General features: G+C 67.0%; 12 protein-coding genes. 4 read left to right on the forward strand and 8 right to left on the reverse strand.

Annotation, left to right across the window (positions count from 1 at the left end; genetic code table 11):
* The first annotated feature begins 35 nt into the window (after positions 1-35).
* On the forward strand, positions 36-449 hold the full coding sequence (locus ABZY13_RS06220; protein ID WP_356627688.1) for a Fur family transcriptional regulator: 414 nt from the start codon (positions 36-38) through the stop codon (positions 447-449).
* Between the two features lie 45 nt (positions 450-494).
* On the opposite strand, the gene ABZY13_RS06225 is transcribed toward ABZY13_RS06220, so the two are convergent.
* From ABZY13_RS06225 to ABZY13_RS06240, 4 genes are read right to left on the reverse strand one after another with little or no spacing between them, the layout of a single operon-like run.
* Entirely contained in the window at positions 495-1,328 is an 834-nt protein-coding gene (locus ABZY13_RS06225; protein WP_356627689.1) for an isoprenyl transferase, read from the reverse strand.
* A 45-nt stretch (positions 1,329-1,373) separates the two neighbouring features.
* Positions 1,374-2,123 carry a DNA repair protein RecO gene (gene recO, locus ABZY13_RS06230; protein ID WP_356627690.1) on the reverse strand — a complete coding sequence of 250 codons (750 nt, stop codon included), beginning with the start codon at positions 2,121-2,123 and terminating at the stop codon, positions 1,374-1,376.
* Between the two features lie 30 nt (positions 2,124-2,153).
* On the reverse strand, positions 2,154-2,432 hold the full coding sequence (locus ABZY13_RS06235; RefSeq protein WP_356627773.1) for a hypothetical protein: 279 nt from the start codon (positions 2,430-2,432) through the stop codon (positions 2,154-2,156).
* Entirely contained in the window at positions 2,429-2,635 is a 207-nt protein-coding gene (locus tag ABZY13_RS06240; protein WP_356627691.1) for a hypothetical protein, read from the reverse strand. Before ABZY13_RS06240 ends, ABZY13_RS06235 begins: the two co-directional genes overlap by 4 nt.
* Positions 2,636-2,749: 114 nt before the next feature.
* Here ABZY13_RS06240 and ABZY13_RS06245 point away from each other — a divergent pair, with 114 nt between their 5' ends.
* Together ABZY13_RS06245 and ABZY13_RS06250 are read left to right on the forward strand one after the other, a co-directional pair.
* On the forward strand, positions 2,750-3,583 hold the full coding sequence (locus ABZY13_RS06245) for a helix-turn-helix transcriptional regulator (RefSeq protein ID WP_356627692.1): 834 nt from the start codon (positions 2,750-2,752) through the stop codon (positions 3,581-3,583).
* The gene (locus ABZY13_RS06250; RefSeq protein ID WP_356627693.1) at positions 3,565-3,837 is read left to right on the forward strand and encodes a DUF397 domain-containing protein; all 273 of its coding nucleotides are present in this window, start codon (positions 3,565-3,567) and stop codon (positions 3,835-3,837) included. The genes ABZY13_RS06245 and ABZY13_RS06250 overlap by 19 nt, the downstream gene beginning before the upstream one ends.
* A 107-nt stretch (positions 3,838-3,944) precedes the next feature.
* Here the strand turns inward: ABZY13_RS06250 and ABZY13_RS06255 are convergent, their stop codons facing one another.
* From ABZY13_RS06255 to ABZY13_RS06265, 3 genes are read right to left on the reverse strand one after another with little or no spacing between them, the layout of a single operon-like run.
* Positions 3,945-4,382 (reverse strand): helix-turn-helix transcriptional regulator, encoded by a 438-nt coding sequence (locus ABZY13_RS06255; protein WP_356627768.1) that lies wholly within the window; start codon positions 4,380-4,382, stop codon positions 3,945-3,947.
* An 18-nt stretch (positions 4,383-4,400) separates the two neighbouring features.
* Entirely contained in the window at positions 4,401-4,889 is a 489-nt protein-coding gene (locus tag ABZY13_RS06260; RefSeq protein WP_356627694.1) for a hypothetical protein, read from the reverse strand.
* Positions 4,889-5,434, reverse strand: a complete 546-nt coding sequence (locus ABZY13_RS06265) for a hypothetical protein (protein WP_356627695.1) — start codon at positions 5,432-5,434, stop codon at positions 4,889-4,891. The genes ABZY13_RS06260 and ABZY13_RS06265 overlap by 1 nt, the downstream gene beginning before the upstream one ends.
* A gap of 1,073 nt (positions 5,435-6,507) precedes the next feature.
* Here ABZY13_RS06265 and ABZY13_RS06270 point away from each other — a divergent pair.
* Positions 6,508-10,617: an SGNH/GDSL hydrolase family protein gene (locus tag ABZY13_RS06270; protein WP_356627696.1), complete on the forward strand. Its 4,110-nt coding sequence runs from the start codon at positions 6,508-6,510 to the stop codon at positions 10,615-10,617.
* Between the two features lie 760 nt (positions 10,618-11,377).
* Here ABZY13_RS06270 and ABZY13_RS06275 read toward each other — a convergent pair.
* Positions 11,378-15,277, reverse strand: coding sequence for an amino acid adenylation domain-containing protein (locus ABZY13_RS06275; protein WP_356627697.1), 3,900 nt, complete (start codon positions 15,275-15,277; stop codon positions 11,378-11,380).
* Between the last annotated feature and the right edge of the window lie 93 nt (positions 15,278-15,370).

Here is a 15,370-nt window from a genome sequence, read left to right on the forward strand (position 1 = left end):
CCCGGCAAGCGCAGAGCAGACGTCAGGAGGCAACGGTGACGACCGCTGGACCGCCCGTGAAGGGCCGCGCCACACGGCAGCGCGCCGCCGTGGCGGCAGCCCTCGAAGAGGTCGACGAGTTCCGCAGCGCGCAGGAGCTCCACGACATGCTCAAGCACAAGGGCGACGCCGTCGGGCTCACCACGGTCTACCGCACGCTCCAGTCCCTCGCCGAGGCCGGCGAGGTCGACGTCCTGCGCACCTCGGACGGCGAGTCCGTCTACCGCCGCTGCTCCACCGGCGACCACCACCACCACCTGGTGTGCCGCACCTGCGGCAAGGCGGTCGAGGTCGAGGGCCCTGCCGTGGAGAAGTGGGCGGAGGCCATCGCCGCCGAGTACGGCTACGTCAACGTCGCCCACACGGTGGAGATCTTCGGCACCTGCGCGGAGTGCGCGGCCAAGGGCTGACGTCCGATGGCTCCGGGGGCGCCGGGCGCGCCCCCGGAGCCCGGGTCACTGCTGCCGGCCCTCCATGGCCAGCAGCTCCTCGTTCGGGATCGCCCCGCCGAAGCGGCGGTCGCGGGAGGCGAACTCCACGCACGCGCGCCACAGGTCGCGGCGGTCGAAGTCCGGCCACAGGATGTCCTGAAACACCAGCTCTGCGTACGCGCTCTGCCACAGCAGGTAGTTGGAGGTGCGCTGCTCGCCGCTGGGCCGCAGGAACACGTCCACGTCCGGCATGTCCGGGTAGTACAGATAGCGCGCGAACGTCTTCTCGTCGACCTTCGACGGGTCGAGCCGGCCCGCCCGCACGTCCTCGGCGAGGGCCTTCGCCGCGTCGGCGATCTCGGCCCGGCCGCCGTAGTTCATGCAGAAGTACAGGGTGAGCCGGTCGTTGTCCTTGGTCTGCTCCTGGGCGACCTGGAGCTCCTTGGCGACCGACTTCCACAGCTTGGGCATCCGCCCCACCCAGCGCACCCGCACGCCCAGTTCGTCCAGGGTGTCGCGGGTCTTGCGGATGAAGTCGCGGTTGAAGTTCATCAGGAAGCGCACCTCGTCGGGCGACCGCTTCCAGTTCTCGGTGGAGAAGGCGTACAGCGAGATCGCGCCGACGCCCATCTCGATGCCGCCCTGGAGCACGTCGAGCACCCGCTCGGCGCCGACCTTGTGTCCCTCGGTGCGCGGCAGCCCGCGCTGCTTGGCCCAGCGGCCGTTGCCGTCCATGACGATCGCCACATGGTTCGGGACCAGCTCCCCGGGCAGCTTCGGGGGCCGCGCGCCGGACGGGTGCGGTTCCGGCGTCCTGTACTCCCGGCGCTGACGCCCCAGAAACCCGCGTACGGCCATGTGCTTCTCGTCTCTCTCTTGGTTCTCTTGGTTCTCTAGGTGTCGCTAGGTCTTCTCGACATACCGGAGGGAGCGCAGCCCTCGCTCCAGATGCCAGTGCAGATAGGCGGAGACCAGCCCGCTGCCCTCCCGGACGTACCGCGGCTCGCAGCCGTCCGCGGTCTCCCAGTCTCCCGTAAGCAGCGCGGCGAGCAGTTCCAGGGCCTGCGGCGAGGGTACGACGCTCCCGGGCACCCGGCAGTCGGCGCACACGCAGCCGCCGGACGCCACCGAGAAGAAGCGGTTCGGGCCCGGCATCCCGCACTTCGCGCAGTCGCCGAAGCTCGGGGCGTAGCCGTTGACGGCGAGGGACCGCAGCAGGAACGCGTCCAGGACCAGGTGCGGGGCGTGCTCCCCGCGGGCGAGCGTGCGCAGCGCGCCGACCAGCAGCAGGTACTGCTGCACGGCCGGCTCGCCCTCGTGGTCGGTGAACCGCTCGGCGGTCTCCAGCATCGCCGTCCCGGCGGTGTACCGCGCGTAATCGGTGACGATCCCGCCGCCGTACGGCGCGATGGTCTCGCTCTGCGTGCACAGCGGCAGCCCGCGCCCGACCAGCTCGCCGCCGCGTGCGAAGAACTGCACGTCGACATGGGAGAACGGCTCCAGCCGGGCCCCGAACTTCGACTTGGTCCGCCGCACCCCGCGGGCCACGGCGCGTACGCGTCCGTGACCCCGCGTGAGCAGGGTGATGATCCGGTCCGCCTCACCCAGCTTCTGGGTGCGCAGCACGATGCCGTCGTCGCGGAACAGACTCATGCGGCCCATTCTTCCTTACGCCCGGGACCCCTAGGGGACCTCGCCCCGGCTGCGGGCGTTCTCGTACGCGGTGGCCGCGCGCAGCCGCTCCATGGCGGTGGCCGCCCGCAGCGCCTCGGGATCGGCGTCCCACTCCCGGCCGCCTCCGAAAGGCCGTAACTGGACGTACGGCCCCTCCTTCCCCATCACCACACCCACGCGCCCGTCGCGGGTGTCCACCGCGTACGACCCGACCACCGGTACGTACGCTCCGACCCCCGGTACGTGTGCGCCGCCCACCGGTCCCGGCGGCGTCTCCGCGTCGCTCACCGCAGCACCGCCGCCAGCCGGGCCGCCGTCTCGACGGAGCAGCGCCCCAGTTCCACCAGCGGACAGGGCGCCCGCCGCGCCAGACTCACCGGGTCGAGCCCCAGCGACGGCAGCGTAATTCCGACCTCTCCCAACGCGGCCCGCAATTCCTTCAAGGTTTCCTCCGCCTCTTCGACGCAGCGCGCCGAGTGTCCTGCCTCCACCTGATTCCCCTCACTTTCCGGGTTTCACGCTTTCCGCCTCCAGCGTGACGCGCCGCCCCTACACTCGGAAGACATTTCGGCCTACAAGTGCCTGGCAGGACAAGGGGGTTGGCCATGGCCAACGGTTCACGACAAGCAGCGTGGGAGTTCTTCGGCACGGAACTCAAACGACGCCGCGAGGAGGCGGGGTTGACGCAGGTGGAGCTGGGTGCGCGGGTCTTCATCTCGGGCGCGTACATCGGCCAGTTCGAGCAGGCGATTCGAAAGCCCCAGCTGGATATCGCCCAGCGGATTGACGTAGTACTGCAAACCGACGGTATTTTCGAGCGGTTGTGCAAGAAGCTGATTGACGACCACCGGTTCGCGGATTACTTCGCGGCGGTGGCGGAGCTTGAGGCGTTGGCGTTGAAGATCTGCGAGTTCGCACCCACGGTGGTGCCGGGTCTTCTCCAGACGGAGGCGTATGCGCGGGCGGTGACGGTGGCCCCCAACCCGTTCGTCACCGACGCGTACGTGAAGGAGAAGGTGGACGCCCGTCTGGAACGCGCGCGGATCCTCAGCGACGCTACAAGGCCGGAGTATTGGGCGATCCTGCATGAGAACGTGCTGCGCGTGCCCGTGGGCGGCCAGGAGGCGATGGCGGAGCAACTGGAGCACATCGCACGGTTGATGAGGGAGCGGGTCGTGGTCGTGACGGTGCTGCCACAGGCGGCGGGGGCGCACGCCATGATGGCCGGCGATCTGCGGTTGATGGAGTTCGACGACGCGCCGCCTGTCGCCTATACAGAGACGTCGTTTTCAGGAACGTTGATCGACGAACCGGCCGTGGTGAAGCGCACTCAGCGCGCATACGATCTGCTGAGGGTCGCCGCGCTGTCACCAGAGGCGTCCCTGGCCCTGATCGAGTCGGCGGCGGAGGACTACAGACGATGCGCGAGTACGACCTGACCAACGCGAGCTGGCGCAAGAGCAGCTACAGCAACGGCGAGGGCGGCAACTGCGTCGAGGTCGCCTCCGGCTTCCCCGGCGCGGCCCGCTGGCGCAAGAGCACGTACAGCGATGGCAACGGGGGCAACTGCCTCGAAGTCGCCGACGGAGTCCCCGGCGTCGTCCCGGTGCGCGACAGCAAGGTCCCGGACGGGGACGTGCTGGTGATCGGCGGCGCCGCGTGGCGGGCGTTCGTCGGCGGGGTCACGGCGTAACCGCGGGCGGCATCCGGAGGGCGAGGGGGGCCTTGACGGTGGCGGGCCGGGGGCGATCCCCGCCCGCGCGGCGCCGAGGAGGACGTGCACGGCGAGGGAGGCCTGTGTCAGTCGGGGCCTCCCCGCGTGCCCACCCAAGCGCTCCTGTCCTTGACATCGGCTCTCGGACACGCGTTCCGCCATGCGATGAACACTGGGGGACGACCTGGACGCCCGAAGAAGAACCGTCTCCCCTGTAGGCTCAGACGAAGTTTCGCCGAGTTCCTGATGACGTTGTCGTGGATGACGAGGACCCGGGCCACCTTGTGGGGGTCGGCGGTCGCGGTCAGCTCCGCCACGCGGACGGGCGAGACGCTGCTTCCGCCCGGTGCCTCGACGTAGCGTGCCACCACGTCCGTGCCGGACACCTGGCCGCTATCGATCTGCGACACCGTGCCCTTGGTCACGCCCATGCGTTCGGCCACCTGAGCCTGGGTGAATCCCCCTTTCTGCCGCATCTCGATCAGACGCCAGACCTCTGGAGCGACAACACTGAAAAAGCTCAGTGGCGACTTCGAATAAGGTCAGTAGTGCAGCACCGAGTCAATATAGACATGCGGATCGTCCGGCAGATCCCCTTCGAAGGACGCGCCCATAATAATGGTTTCAGACGCCGTCTGACCTGCGGGTACTTGCCGGAAGTCGAAGTTGTTGGTTGTCACCCAGTCCTCGCCATTCCCGACACTGACAGAGACCCTAATATTTCGGGTCTTATCGGTGGTGTTGGTCACGTTGCAGGCGACATTTATTCCGATCTCGTTGGGGGTAGCTCGAATCTCCGTACCGCCGAGCGTGACAATCTTTGTCTTCCCAAGATAACTGATAACCGGCGACGGTTCCGGGCTGGCCTTGGGCGATTCTGGAACACTTGGAGCGCTGCTGCGACTCGCACGAGAGCTGGTCGGGAATCCAGTAGAAGCGCTGTCCTCACTGCTTGAACACCCGGTCAGCAGCACGACAGCGAGCAGAGTTGCGCCCCATGAAACGCGGCGCAAGACCTTGCGGCATGGCATCAGTTACAGTGTCCCACTTGGAGAAGGTTGTCAACGACGACGTCGCTTCCGGCCTTCATGTACGAGTACGCCTGGCCGCAGTAGCCGCGCTTTTGATAGACGGGCCCGGCGTAAGAGCTGTACGTGCCGAAGTCCTGAGTGTCCGGAGTGCTGGTGTAGTTGTCCTTCAGCCGGATACCCATGTATCGCGCGGAGCCGGTGTCGTTGAAGAACACGGCACAGATCGGCTTGTCGTAATAGCTGTCGCCTGTCGTAGTGCCATTGGTCCAGGTGTAGGTAGTGCCATAAGTGCCGTAGCGGGCAGCCCCCGTGGAGATGGTGTAACTAGATCCGCACACGTTGGCAGCGGCTGCGGCGACCTCCACACTCGACTCGATAATCCGCTTGGTCTCGGGCGACGCTTGTGCGGCGACCTTCACACCTCGAATGTCGACAGTCCCGACTGACCCGTTACTTGCGGGGCCGGCCGCCAACGCGGCGGGCGCAGTCATCGTGACAGCCGCCAGCGCCAGACAGGCACCACTCAGGCCTAAAACAGTCTTCACTTTCTCTCCTTGAAGCGACAGCCAGCTCACACTGCTGCCAGAGAGTATCGCACCAGATACACAAACAAGCAGCATTTTTCGATCGAGCCGAACGTGGGCATCCTGAATCCCTTGTTCCGCAGGCCATTTTCGCCAACCTCGCTCCTCTCCAATGCCGAAGGGCGGAGACGTCAGCGCAGTAAACCAATGCGGTTGAACAGGAGCCTTGCGTCAAACAGGTACACCTGACTCGGGGGGCGACCTGGCCGGAACCGAATTGTTCCGGCCAGAAGACCCATCACGGTCGGATTGCCCATCACTGCGACCAATTTCTGTCCGAATGGTCCCTTTTGGGCAATTACCCCTGGTTATAGCCAGGCGAGCTGAGGCAACGGGGACCCGGCGACGGGACGCCAACTGCACCGACGGAGTGCACTGAACCAGGGGCCGGCTTCCCGATGACGGGGGCCGGACACCCGGGCCTGGCAGCCACTGCACTCGCTCGGGCGACCGCGGCACGAGAGACAAAGGGCCGCGACGAGGCGAGCCATGGGGACCATTGAAGGTTTCAGCACTTCGAGCCCGGATCACGCGCGGACACCCAACGACGCGCCATGGTTGTGCACGTTTTTCATATCGAACAAGCCACCGATGCATCACGAATGATGTCTCAAATTCATGCATAAGTAGCATATAGAAAATTTCGGACTTGATATCGCACGTGTACGCCGTGCAACGATTTGACCACGCTGTGGCACTCGCAGGATCTTGACCGCAAGGGGGATCCATGAAGGCCGCAGGAGGATCGGGTATTGGTCTGCAGGGTCAGCTCATTTGTGCCTGACGGGTCCCGCAGATATGCCGGGGCAGAATCGCACCCTCTGACATACCAGCCGGAAGAAGTCCGCAGACAATTCAGCGGCACCGGATATGGGCGCCCCAGACCGCTCCACCTCAGGACCCCCAGCCGCAGTGACAAGCAGTAACAATCCTGTTCCATTGCCTGACAAGGGCTGCAACTGCGGCGCCTGGTCCTGCCGGAATTACAGGCGAAGTTTTTTCAGTGCCGAGCCTGTACCTACAAAGGACACCAGTTGAAATACGTCTTACCCAGCTATGCCCGTGTGCCGATCACAGCAACTTTGGCGCTGTCACTCGCCGCTGGGATCGCAACAACTCAGGCATACGCACAGACGCCACCCCCTGGAGCTGCCCAGGGTTGGTCCACGCCTCAAGGACCAGCCTCGGACAAACTGACGGGAGAGGGCCACCCGTTCTCGGTCCCGCCCAAACAGCGCGCCACAATACTGGGATCGAACTTCAGTTCCTCTTCCGACCGAGCATTTACTACGTCCGGCGACGGCACAGGTTTCCATCTTCTCGTCGCGGACGAGAAGATGGGGTATGAGTGGAAGACGGCAGCCTCGCTTTCCGAGCCCGGCTTTGACACTGACACCTGGATTGGTAACGCCTGCGTCACCGGTTCCGGCAAGTACGCGGCTGTCGCCTACGCGCCACGGACATTCACCAACGAACCTGCACTGATGACTCGCGGAGCATTCACCGCCGTCGTGGATCTCGGGTCAGGGAAGATCACCAAGTTGCCACTTCAGGCAACGCTCAGCTATTTCTCTCCTGGCTGCGGAATCGACGACGATGCGGTTTTCACCGCACTGACGGACGATGCCTCGAAGAAGAATCAGACCCGGCTGCAGACAGTTGACGCGAAGACCGGCCGAATCAAGCTGAAGCAAACCGTTGCCGGTCAGGTTACTTCAGCCGTTCCAACCCGTCAGGGGATAGTCGCTGCGTCAGGGCACCACATCGTCACTGTGCGGGACAACACTGTCAGGCCTGTCGCCGACACCACCGCCTGGCCCTTCCAGCTCAAGGCCGACGCTGACGGTGGCGTCACCTTCATAGACCGACTTCCCTCCTCCGGCAAAAAGCGGGTGGCCGCTGACGACACTGCGACCGTCGCACGAGTCGGTAGAACAGCATTGAGCGGCAAGAAGCCACATACCACGCCCTCAGTACTCGCCCGCGGCCGACTCACCGCGTTCGACCTGGCCGCCACACCGGCCGGCCAGGTTTACGTGACAGGCACCGCCAAGAGCACGACCGCCGCGGAGGAGGCGCCGCTGCACAACCCCGGGGGCATTGACAAGGACGCACGCGTGTCCAGCCAGGCCAAGGCGGCCGTCACAGTGCAGTGGGCCGACGGCAAGGACTCTCGCATCAGCACGGAAGAGGCGCATGAGGCGCGAACCGTGCAAACATCGATCAAGGCGCTCGATACCGGCAAGCGCATAGTCCTGGAAGCACCGCCCCTGCGCAGCCGGCTGGGGGGAGCCCCCGGGGTGAGGAGCGGTGCTACGGCCTCGCCCGTTCTCCAGACCACGTCCGCTCCGCGAACAGCGAAGAGCAACCGCATCGTCACTGCGGCGACCTCGGGCACGGTCGAGGCGGACAGAGCATGTTCCGTGGCCCGCAACGATCCAAAGAAGCAGGCGTTTCAACCCACACCTCGCCAGGTCGAGTGGGCCGTCGACCAGGCCGTCGTCGGACAGCTGAACAAGGGCGCCACCAGGCCGGCGAACTGGAAGAACACGGGGATGGTCGGCTACGCACCCCAAACGTTGTTTCCCTTGCGGGCGCTGAGCGGAAGTCAGGGCCAATCGGACTGGCACGTGCCGGCACAGATCATGCTTGGCATCACTGCTCAGGAATCCAACATGTGGCAGGCCAGCCGAGTCGTCGTGCCGGGGGCAACTGGCAACTCACTGATCGGTAACTTCTACGGCGTAGAATACGCGGCCAACGGCGAGCAATCCGATCCTTTTATGATCAATTACGTCGATGCCGACTGCGGCTATGGGATCACTCAAGTGACCGATGGCATGCGCATGCACGGCAAGGAGAAGCCTGGCGAGACTCCGAAGACGACCACCCAGCAGGAGGCGATCGCTCTTGACTATGCGGCGAACATCGCCGCCGGCGTCAACATTCTCATAGAGAAATGGAACCAGACTCAAGCCGACGGGCTGACCATCAACGATGGCCACCCGAGGTACATCGAGAACTGGTTCTACGCCTTGTGGGCCTACAACTCCGGCTATTACCCCAAGTCGACCGCAGGCGCCTACAGCGGCCGCTGGGGCATGGGCTGGACGAACAATCCGGCGAACCCTCTGTGGAAGGAGAACCGGACCCCGTTCCTGGAGAAGGCCAGCGGCGAGGACGACTACAGCCACGCTGCCCACCCGCAGGACTGGCCGTACGAGGAAAAGGTCATCGGCTGGGCTGCCCGTCCGATCTCGGCAATGTTTGCGCCAGGCGACTACCAGGCCGGCTACCGTGCCGCGTGGTGGACCAGCAATGGCGCCCGTACCGCGGCGAAGCCGCCCATCGACCTCTTCTGCGATTCCAGCAACGACTGCAACCCGTCGGCCATCGGCACCGATGCCTCCAACGACGACGGCAACGGCCCCTGTCTCCTGCCCGGCGACCCGCACGAAAGTGATCCGCTCTACCTCAAGTGCTGGTACCACCAACCAGCAGGCTGGAAGTTGTGCACGTCGCTGGCCCAATGCGGTAACGCCATCCACCGCTTCAACGACACCTATCCCGAACAGGCTGACGCGAACTCCTATCCGCCGCGTTGCAACACAGGGCTACCCAGCGGCTCCTTGATCGTCGACGACCTCGCGGCGGGAGTCGTCCCAGCCGGCTCTGCCACGCGCAGTTGCGGAAGCACGGTGTCGCATGGGTCATTCGGATTCGCATTCGGCTCCGACAGCGCTCGCGTCGATCTGCACCAAATCGGTGCCGGAAACGGCAACCACTTCTGGTTCGCCCACACGCGCTCGGCGACCAGCGGCTACGGCGAGCGCATGGCTGTGACTGGTGAGTGGACCCTTCATTCTGCTCAGCGTGGCTGGATGCGTGTCTTCGCCCACATACCTGACCACGGAGCACACACGCGTCAGGCCGCCTACCTCGTCGGCGGTACGAACTCCACGAGCCCGAAACGCGTCCAACCTCAGCGCATTCGACAGAACAAGTGGGCCGATCTCGGCGTCTTTTACTTCACCGGCACCCCACGCGTGACTCTCACCACACACACCGAAGACGGTACTGGTGACGAGGACATCGCCTGGGATTCGGTCGCCTTCCAGCCACTCCCCGGCAAGCCGAAAGATTTCGTGGTGGCGATGGGAGACTCCTACTCATCCGGTGAGGGCGCTTCCGACGGCAACAACGACTACTACCCCGAGACCAACTACCTCGACAAGCAGACCTCGTCGTCCCGGAATGCCTGCCACCGATCCACAAAAGCTTGGTCACGGCAGGCCACGATGCCCGGACACAGTGCTTCCATCGGTGCACGGGACGATTCCCGCGATCCTTCTCTGGATTACCACCTGATCGCGTGCTCGGGAGCCCGGACCTATAACGTGCTCCACGGCGGAGTCATCCAGAAAAACGGAGGCGAACTTCCACAGATTGAGAAGGGATACCTCGACCAGAACACCACGCTGGTCACCATCAGCATCGGTGGCAACGATGCACGCTTCGCCGCCGTCATCCAGAAGTGCCTCATCGCTGTCGGCGGGGGCAACTGCGCCCACAACACCTTCGGAAGCAGCGATACCGACTCACATGTCGATGGCCGCGACACCAAGTACGTCGGCGCTGCCTTGTCCGAAGCTGTCCCCGGGATCATCAACACGATTGTCCGACCGGACATTCTTGAGACCCTGCGACAAATTCACGCCAAGGCTCCCAACGCCCGGATCATACTCATGGGCTATCCGCCGCTCTTCTCGAACCAGGCCGACTGCATGCGACTGACTCCTGGCATCAGTATGGGACTGTCCGAGGCTTCGGCGGTATGGCTGAGCAGCATCGCAGGAACGCTTGCGGAGGCCATGCAGGGAGCGGTGAACGACGCGAATGCCGTCGGTATCAGGGCGTGGTTCTCCAACCCGACCGGTGATTTCTCCGGCAAAGCCGTCTGTGGCGACCCAGAATCCGTTCACGGCATCGTCAAGACCCTTGTGGATTCCGATGAGCCTCTGACCGACTGGCCCGTCCTCAAGGACTACGGTCTTTCCGCCCAGTCATTCCACCCGAAGATCGCAGGCGCCCGCCTGTACGCCGACTCGCTCGAGCGCACGATGTCCATTATGGGCAACTTGTAGGGACGTCCCAGGCGTGGCCCCGCAGCCGGCGGGGCCACGCTCGTCCCGTGTCAGATAGGTACGCGTACTCAGGCACGATCCGATGCTGTCAGGAACACTGAAGCCATGCTGCTTATTAGGACTGCTGCCACCACCGTTGCCGCCCTTGCCGCGCTGGCTCTGGCCGGCTGCTCCGGTGACGACCTATTCCGAAACATGAACGGGACACGCTCAGCCAACTCGGCGTCCCCCACTCCCACAGATGACCCCGCGCCCCAGGCTGATTCTCCACCCAACTACGCTGACAACAGCCGAGCTCGCCGGCCAGGAAATATGACGCCCCAGGATGAACAGGAGGCCAAGGCCATAGCACGAGACGTCAAGGCAGCTCTTGAGACGAGCCGGAAAAATGGACGCATTTCCCCTCAGGATCTACGGCCCGTCCTCAAAGACATCGCCACACACAGGCGAGTCGCTCTCACCAACCACACCACGGGTACAGCAGCCGTCGCGGTCGATGTAACCGTCTACGGTATCCACGTCGGTCAGTCCGCCTGCGTCTCAGGTGCAGTAAGCAGTAAGCGCGTATGGGTCAACGTCAATGGACTCTATCCTGAGACGGGCTGCATCGAACCCCCTGCTTCGCATTAGATCGACCTTTCGTGAGGGTCTGCCAACAGAGTTGACGGACCCTTTTCGCTTTTTAGGGTTAATGGCCAGCTACCGATGACCAACGTGCCGCAACAAGGTCGCATCACGCGCACTACATGTCCACGCTGCCCTAGCCGACCGGGCTCTGCCGCGTCAGACGTTCGCTGAGCACCTTCCCCACCAGCGCCATGTTCTCGGCCTTCGCCATGGCGTGGTGGGTGCAGTCCACGTCGTGGCAGACGATGCGACCGGTGATCCACGGCTGCCAGGTGCGGGCGGTGGTGGCGGTGGCGGGTTTGCCGCGGGTGGCGTGGAAGTAGAGCAGGTCGCCGTCGAAGACCCGCTCGGTGAAGGTCGGCAGCAGGGTGGTGTGATGCCGCATGGCGGCGACGGCCGCGGTCAGGTGCTCCTTCACCAGCGCCGCACGCATCGGCTCCGGCCCGTCGGCGGCCTCGCCGAGCAGGATTCTGACGATCTGCTCCTCGGCCTCGACGGGCACCCGCTCGCCGGCCGGGTCGATGGGCGGGGCGTCGAGCATGGCCAGCAGCTCGACGCGATCGCCCTCGGCCTGGAGCCGGACCGCGACGGCATGGGCCAGCGCCCCGCCCAGGGACCAGCCCAGCAGGTGGTAGGGGCCGGTCGGCTGGACGGAGCGGATGTGCCGGATGTAGTCGGTGAACGCCTCCTCGAAGGAGCCGGCGGGCTTGTCGCGATCGCGCAGGCCCCGGGCCTGGAGGGCGTACACCGGCAGGTCGGCGGGCAGGTGGCGGGGAAGGACGGCGTAGCACCAGGCCAGGCCGCCCGCGGGGTGGACGCAGAACAGCGGCGGCCGGCTTCCCGTGGTGCGCAGGGGCAGGAGGGGACGGTAGGCGTCCTCCTGGTCCTTCTCGTCGAGGAGCGCGGCGAGGGCGGCGACCGTGGGGGCCTGGTAGAGGGCGCCGAGGGAGAGGCCGGTCCCCAGCTCGGCGCGGATGCGGGAGACGAGCTGCGCGGCCAGGAGCGAGTGACCGCCCAGGGTGAAGAAGTCGTCGTCGACGCCGACCTCGGGCACGTCGAGGACCTGGGCGAACAGGGCGCACAGGGCCTGCTCCCGGCCGGTGCGGGGCGGCCTGCCGGAGGGGGCCGGGCGGTCCGTGACCGCGGGGAGGGCGGCGCGGTCCAGCTTGCCGTGGGCGGTCAGGGGCAGGGCGTCGTGGAGGAGGAAGGCGGACGGCACCATGGCGGCGGGGAGCCGGGTCGCCGTCCAGGACCGCAGGTCCGCGATGTCGACCGGTCCGTCGGGCACGACATGGGCGGCGAGCGTGTGGGAGTCCGGACCGGACCGGTGGACGGCCACCGCCGCGTGGGCGATGCGGGGGTGGCGGGCGAGGACGGCCTCGATCTCCGGCAGTTCGATGCGCACCCCCCGGACCTTGACCTGGTCGTCCCCGCGGCCGAGGTACTCCAGGACGCCGTCGTGCGTCCAGCGGGCCAGGTCGCCGGTGCGGTACATCCGGCTGCCGGGCGGCCCGAACGGGTCGGCGACGAACCGCTCGGCGGTCAGTGCCGGCATGTCCAGGTAACCGCGGGCGACCTGGTCGCCGCCCAGGTACAGCTCCCCCGGCGTCATCGGGGGCGCCGGCCGCAGGGCCCGGTCCAGGACGTGGGCGCGGACGTTGTGGCCGGGGCGGCCGATGACCGGGCGCTCGTGCCGTCCGTCGACGCGGCAGTACACCGCGTCGACGGTGCACTCGGTGGGGCCGTAGTAGTTGTGGAAGGACGTGCCGGGACAGTCGCGCAGCCGCTGCCACAGGGCCGCGTCGATGGCCTCCCCGCCGACCATCACCAGCCACGGGCGGTGTCCGTCGCCCTCGACCAGTCCGGCGGCCAGCAGCTGGCGGAGGTAGGAGGGGGTGACGTCGAGGAAGTCGATGCGCCGCTCGCGGACCCGGCCGACGAGGGTGACGGGGTCCATCCGCACCTCCTCCTCGATGAGGTGCACCTCCTGGCCGGCGGCGAGGAAGAGGGGTCCCTCCCAGGCGGTGTCGAAGGAGAACGACGCGGTGAGCGCGGCGCGCAGCCGACGGCCGGCCCCGGCGACCGCGGGAGCGATCAGGTCGCGTTCGTGGTCGAAGAACAGGTGGGTGAGCTGGCGGTGCTCGACCACCACGCCCTTGGGCCGCCCGGAGGTGCCGGAGGTGAAGGCGGCGTAGGCCGGGTGGTGCGGGAGCGGCGCACGCACGGGGTCGGTCTCCGGGCGGCCGGCGAGGTCGTGCAGCGTCCGCGCGTCGTCCAGCGCCAGCGTCCCGGCCCCGGTGCCGAGGCGTGCCGCCTCCGCGACCGTGGTGAGCACGCACAGCGGCCGGACGTCGGCCAGCAGCGCGCGCAGACGGTCCACCGGATGGCCCACCTCCAGCGGCACGCAGGCGGCGCCCGCCTTGAGCACGGCCAGCAGGGCGACGACGTAGTCCGCCGTGCGCGGCAGCGCCAGCGCCACGTACGTCTCGGGCGCGGCGCCGCGGGCGACGAGCAGGTGCGCCAGCCGGTTGGCGCGGGCGTTCAGCTCACCGGCGGTCAGCTCTGCGTCGCCGCAGACCAGGGCCGTCGCGCCGGGCGCACGGCGGGCGTGGGCCTGGAACAGCTCGGGCAGGGTCACGGCCGGGACGGGGCGTTCGGGGCCCTGGGCGAGGGACAGCGTCCGTGCGCGTTCCGCGGGCGTCAGCACGTCGATGCCGTCGAGAGGGCGGTCCGGTTCGGCGTCCGCCAGCGTGCCGAGCAGCGCCACGAAGCGGTGCAGATGGGCGGCGACGTCCGCGGCCGGGTACAGGTCCGGGCCGGCCTGGAAGTCGATGCGCAGCGAGCCGTCGGCGGGGCGGTCGTAGACGTTGACGCCCAGCCCCGTGACCGGCCCGTTGGAGAGGTTGTTCAGCACGGCCGGGTGCGGGCCGAAGCGCAGCCGCTGGTCGTACGTCATGATGTTGAGGTTCCAGTCGCCCAGGAACGTGCGGGACTTGCGGGCGTGCGGGGCGACCTTCAGCTCCCGCGTCAGGTACCCGGCCGGGTAGCGCTGGTGGCGCAGGACGCCCTTGGCCCGCTCCGCGGTGTGGCGCAGCAGGTCCTCCACGGTCGCCGTCCGTTCGTCCAGCCGCAGCCGCAGGGGCAGGACGTTGGTCAGCATCAGCGGCACGTCGCGCGATGCGGGGCCGCGTCCGGACAGGGTGAGGTCCAGCGTCACGTCGTCCCGGCCGCCGAGCCGGTGCACGTACAGGGCCAGGGCCGCCATGGCGATCGTCGGCAGGCCGGTGCGGGCCCGGCGCGCCAGGGCCCGCAGCCGGACGGTCGCCCCGGGGTCGAGGTGGCCGGTCTCGCGTACGAAGTGACGGGGAATCCTCGGCAGGTCGTGGGCCGACTCCTGCCCGGTCGCCCAGTCGGCGAGCTGCTCCGCCCAGAACTCCCGGTCCCGGACGAACTGCTCGGAGACGTGGTAGGCGGCCTCGTCGTCCAGCGCCCTGGTCATAGGGCCCAGGGGATTCGGCGGGACCGGTTCGCCGGCGTCCAGGGCGGTGTAGACCTCGGCGATCCGCCGGATGATCATGGACATGCCCCAGCCGTCCGCGGTGAGGTGGTGGATGGCGAGGTACAGCAGGAAGCGCTCCCGCGCGGTCCGCAGCACCGCGAAGGTGAACGTCGGGGCGCGCCCGAGGTCGGCCGGGCGGGCCAGCCGGTCCCGCATCCAGGTGTGGGCGGCGGCCGTGGGGTCGCTCTCCGCACGCAGGTCCAGCACCGGCAGTGCCCAGTCGTCCAGCGGTTCCACGAACTGGCGCGCGCCGCCGTCCCCGTCGGGCACGAACCGGGTCCGCAGGCACTGCGCCTCGGCGAGCGTCCTGCGCAGCGCCGTCTCCAACAGGTCCGTGTCCACCGGGCCGTCGATCTCCACCACTTCGACGGCGTTGAAGGCAGGGCTGTCCGGGTCCAGTTGCTGGCCGAACCACATGTCGGCCTGCGCCGCCGTCAGCGGCAGCCCACGATCGCTGCCGAACGTCCTGTGCATTGTCGTCAACTTCCCTGCCGGTCCCTGGACCCCTCGGTCACCTGCCACCAGGGCCAACGAGCCGGACCGGCTGAGGTACCGGCGACCGCCGGG

The organism is Streptomyces sp. NPDC006610 (assembly GCF_040611575.1).
Taxonomy (GTDB): Bacteria; Actinomycetota; Actinomycetes; order Streptomycetales; family Streptomycetaceae; genus Streptomyces.

Bases quoted from the DNA above. Each gene is read 5' to 3' on its own strand.
- ABZY13_RS06225 (WP_356627689.1), bottom strand. From the start codon at position 1,328: ATGGCCGTACGCGGGTTTCTGGGGCGTCAGCGCCGGGAGTACAGGACG.
- recO (WP_356627690.1), bottom strand. From the start codon at position 2,123: ATGAGTCTGTTCCGCGACGACGGCATCGTGCTGCGCACCCAGAAGCTG.
- ABZY13_RS06245 (WP_356627692.1), top strand. From the start codon at position 2,750: ATGGCCAACGGTTCACGACAAGCAGCGTGGGAGTTCTTCGGCACGGAA.
- ABZY13_RS06250 (WP_356627693.1), top strand. From the start codon at position 3,565: ATGCGCGAGTACGACCTGACCAACGCGAGCTGGCGCAAGAGCAGCTAC.
- ABZY13_RS06260 (WP_356627694.1), bottom strand. From the start codon at position 4,889: ATGCCATGCCGCAAGGTCTTGCGCCGCGTTTCATGGGGCGCAACTCTG.
- ABZY13_RS06275 (WP_356627697.1), bottom strand. From the start codon at position 15,277: ATGCACAGGACGTTCGGCAGCGATCGTGGGCTGCCGCTGACGGCGGCG.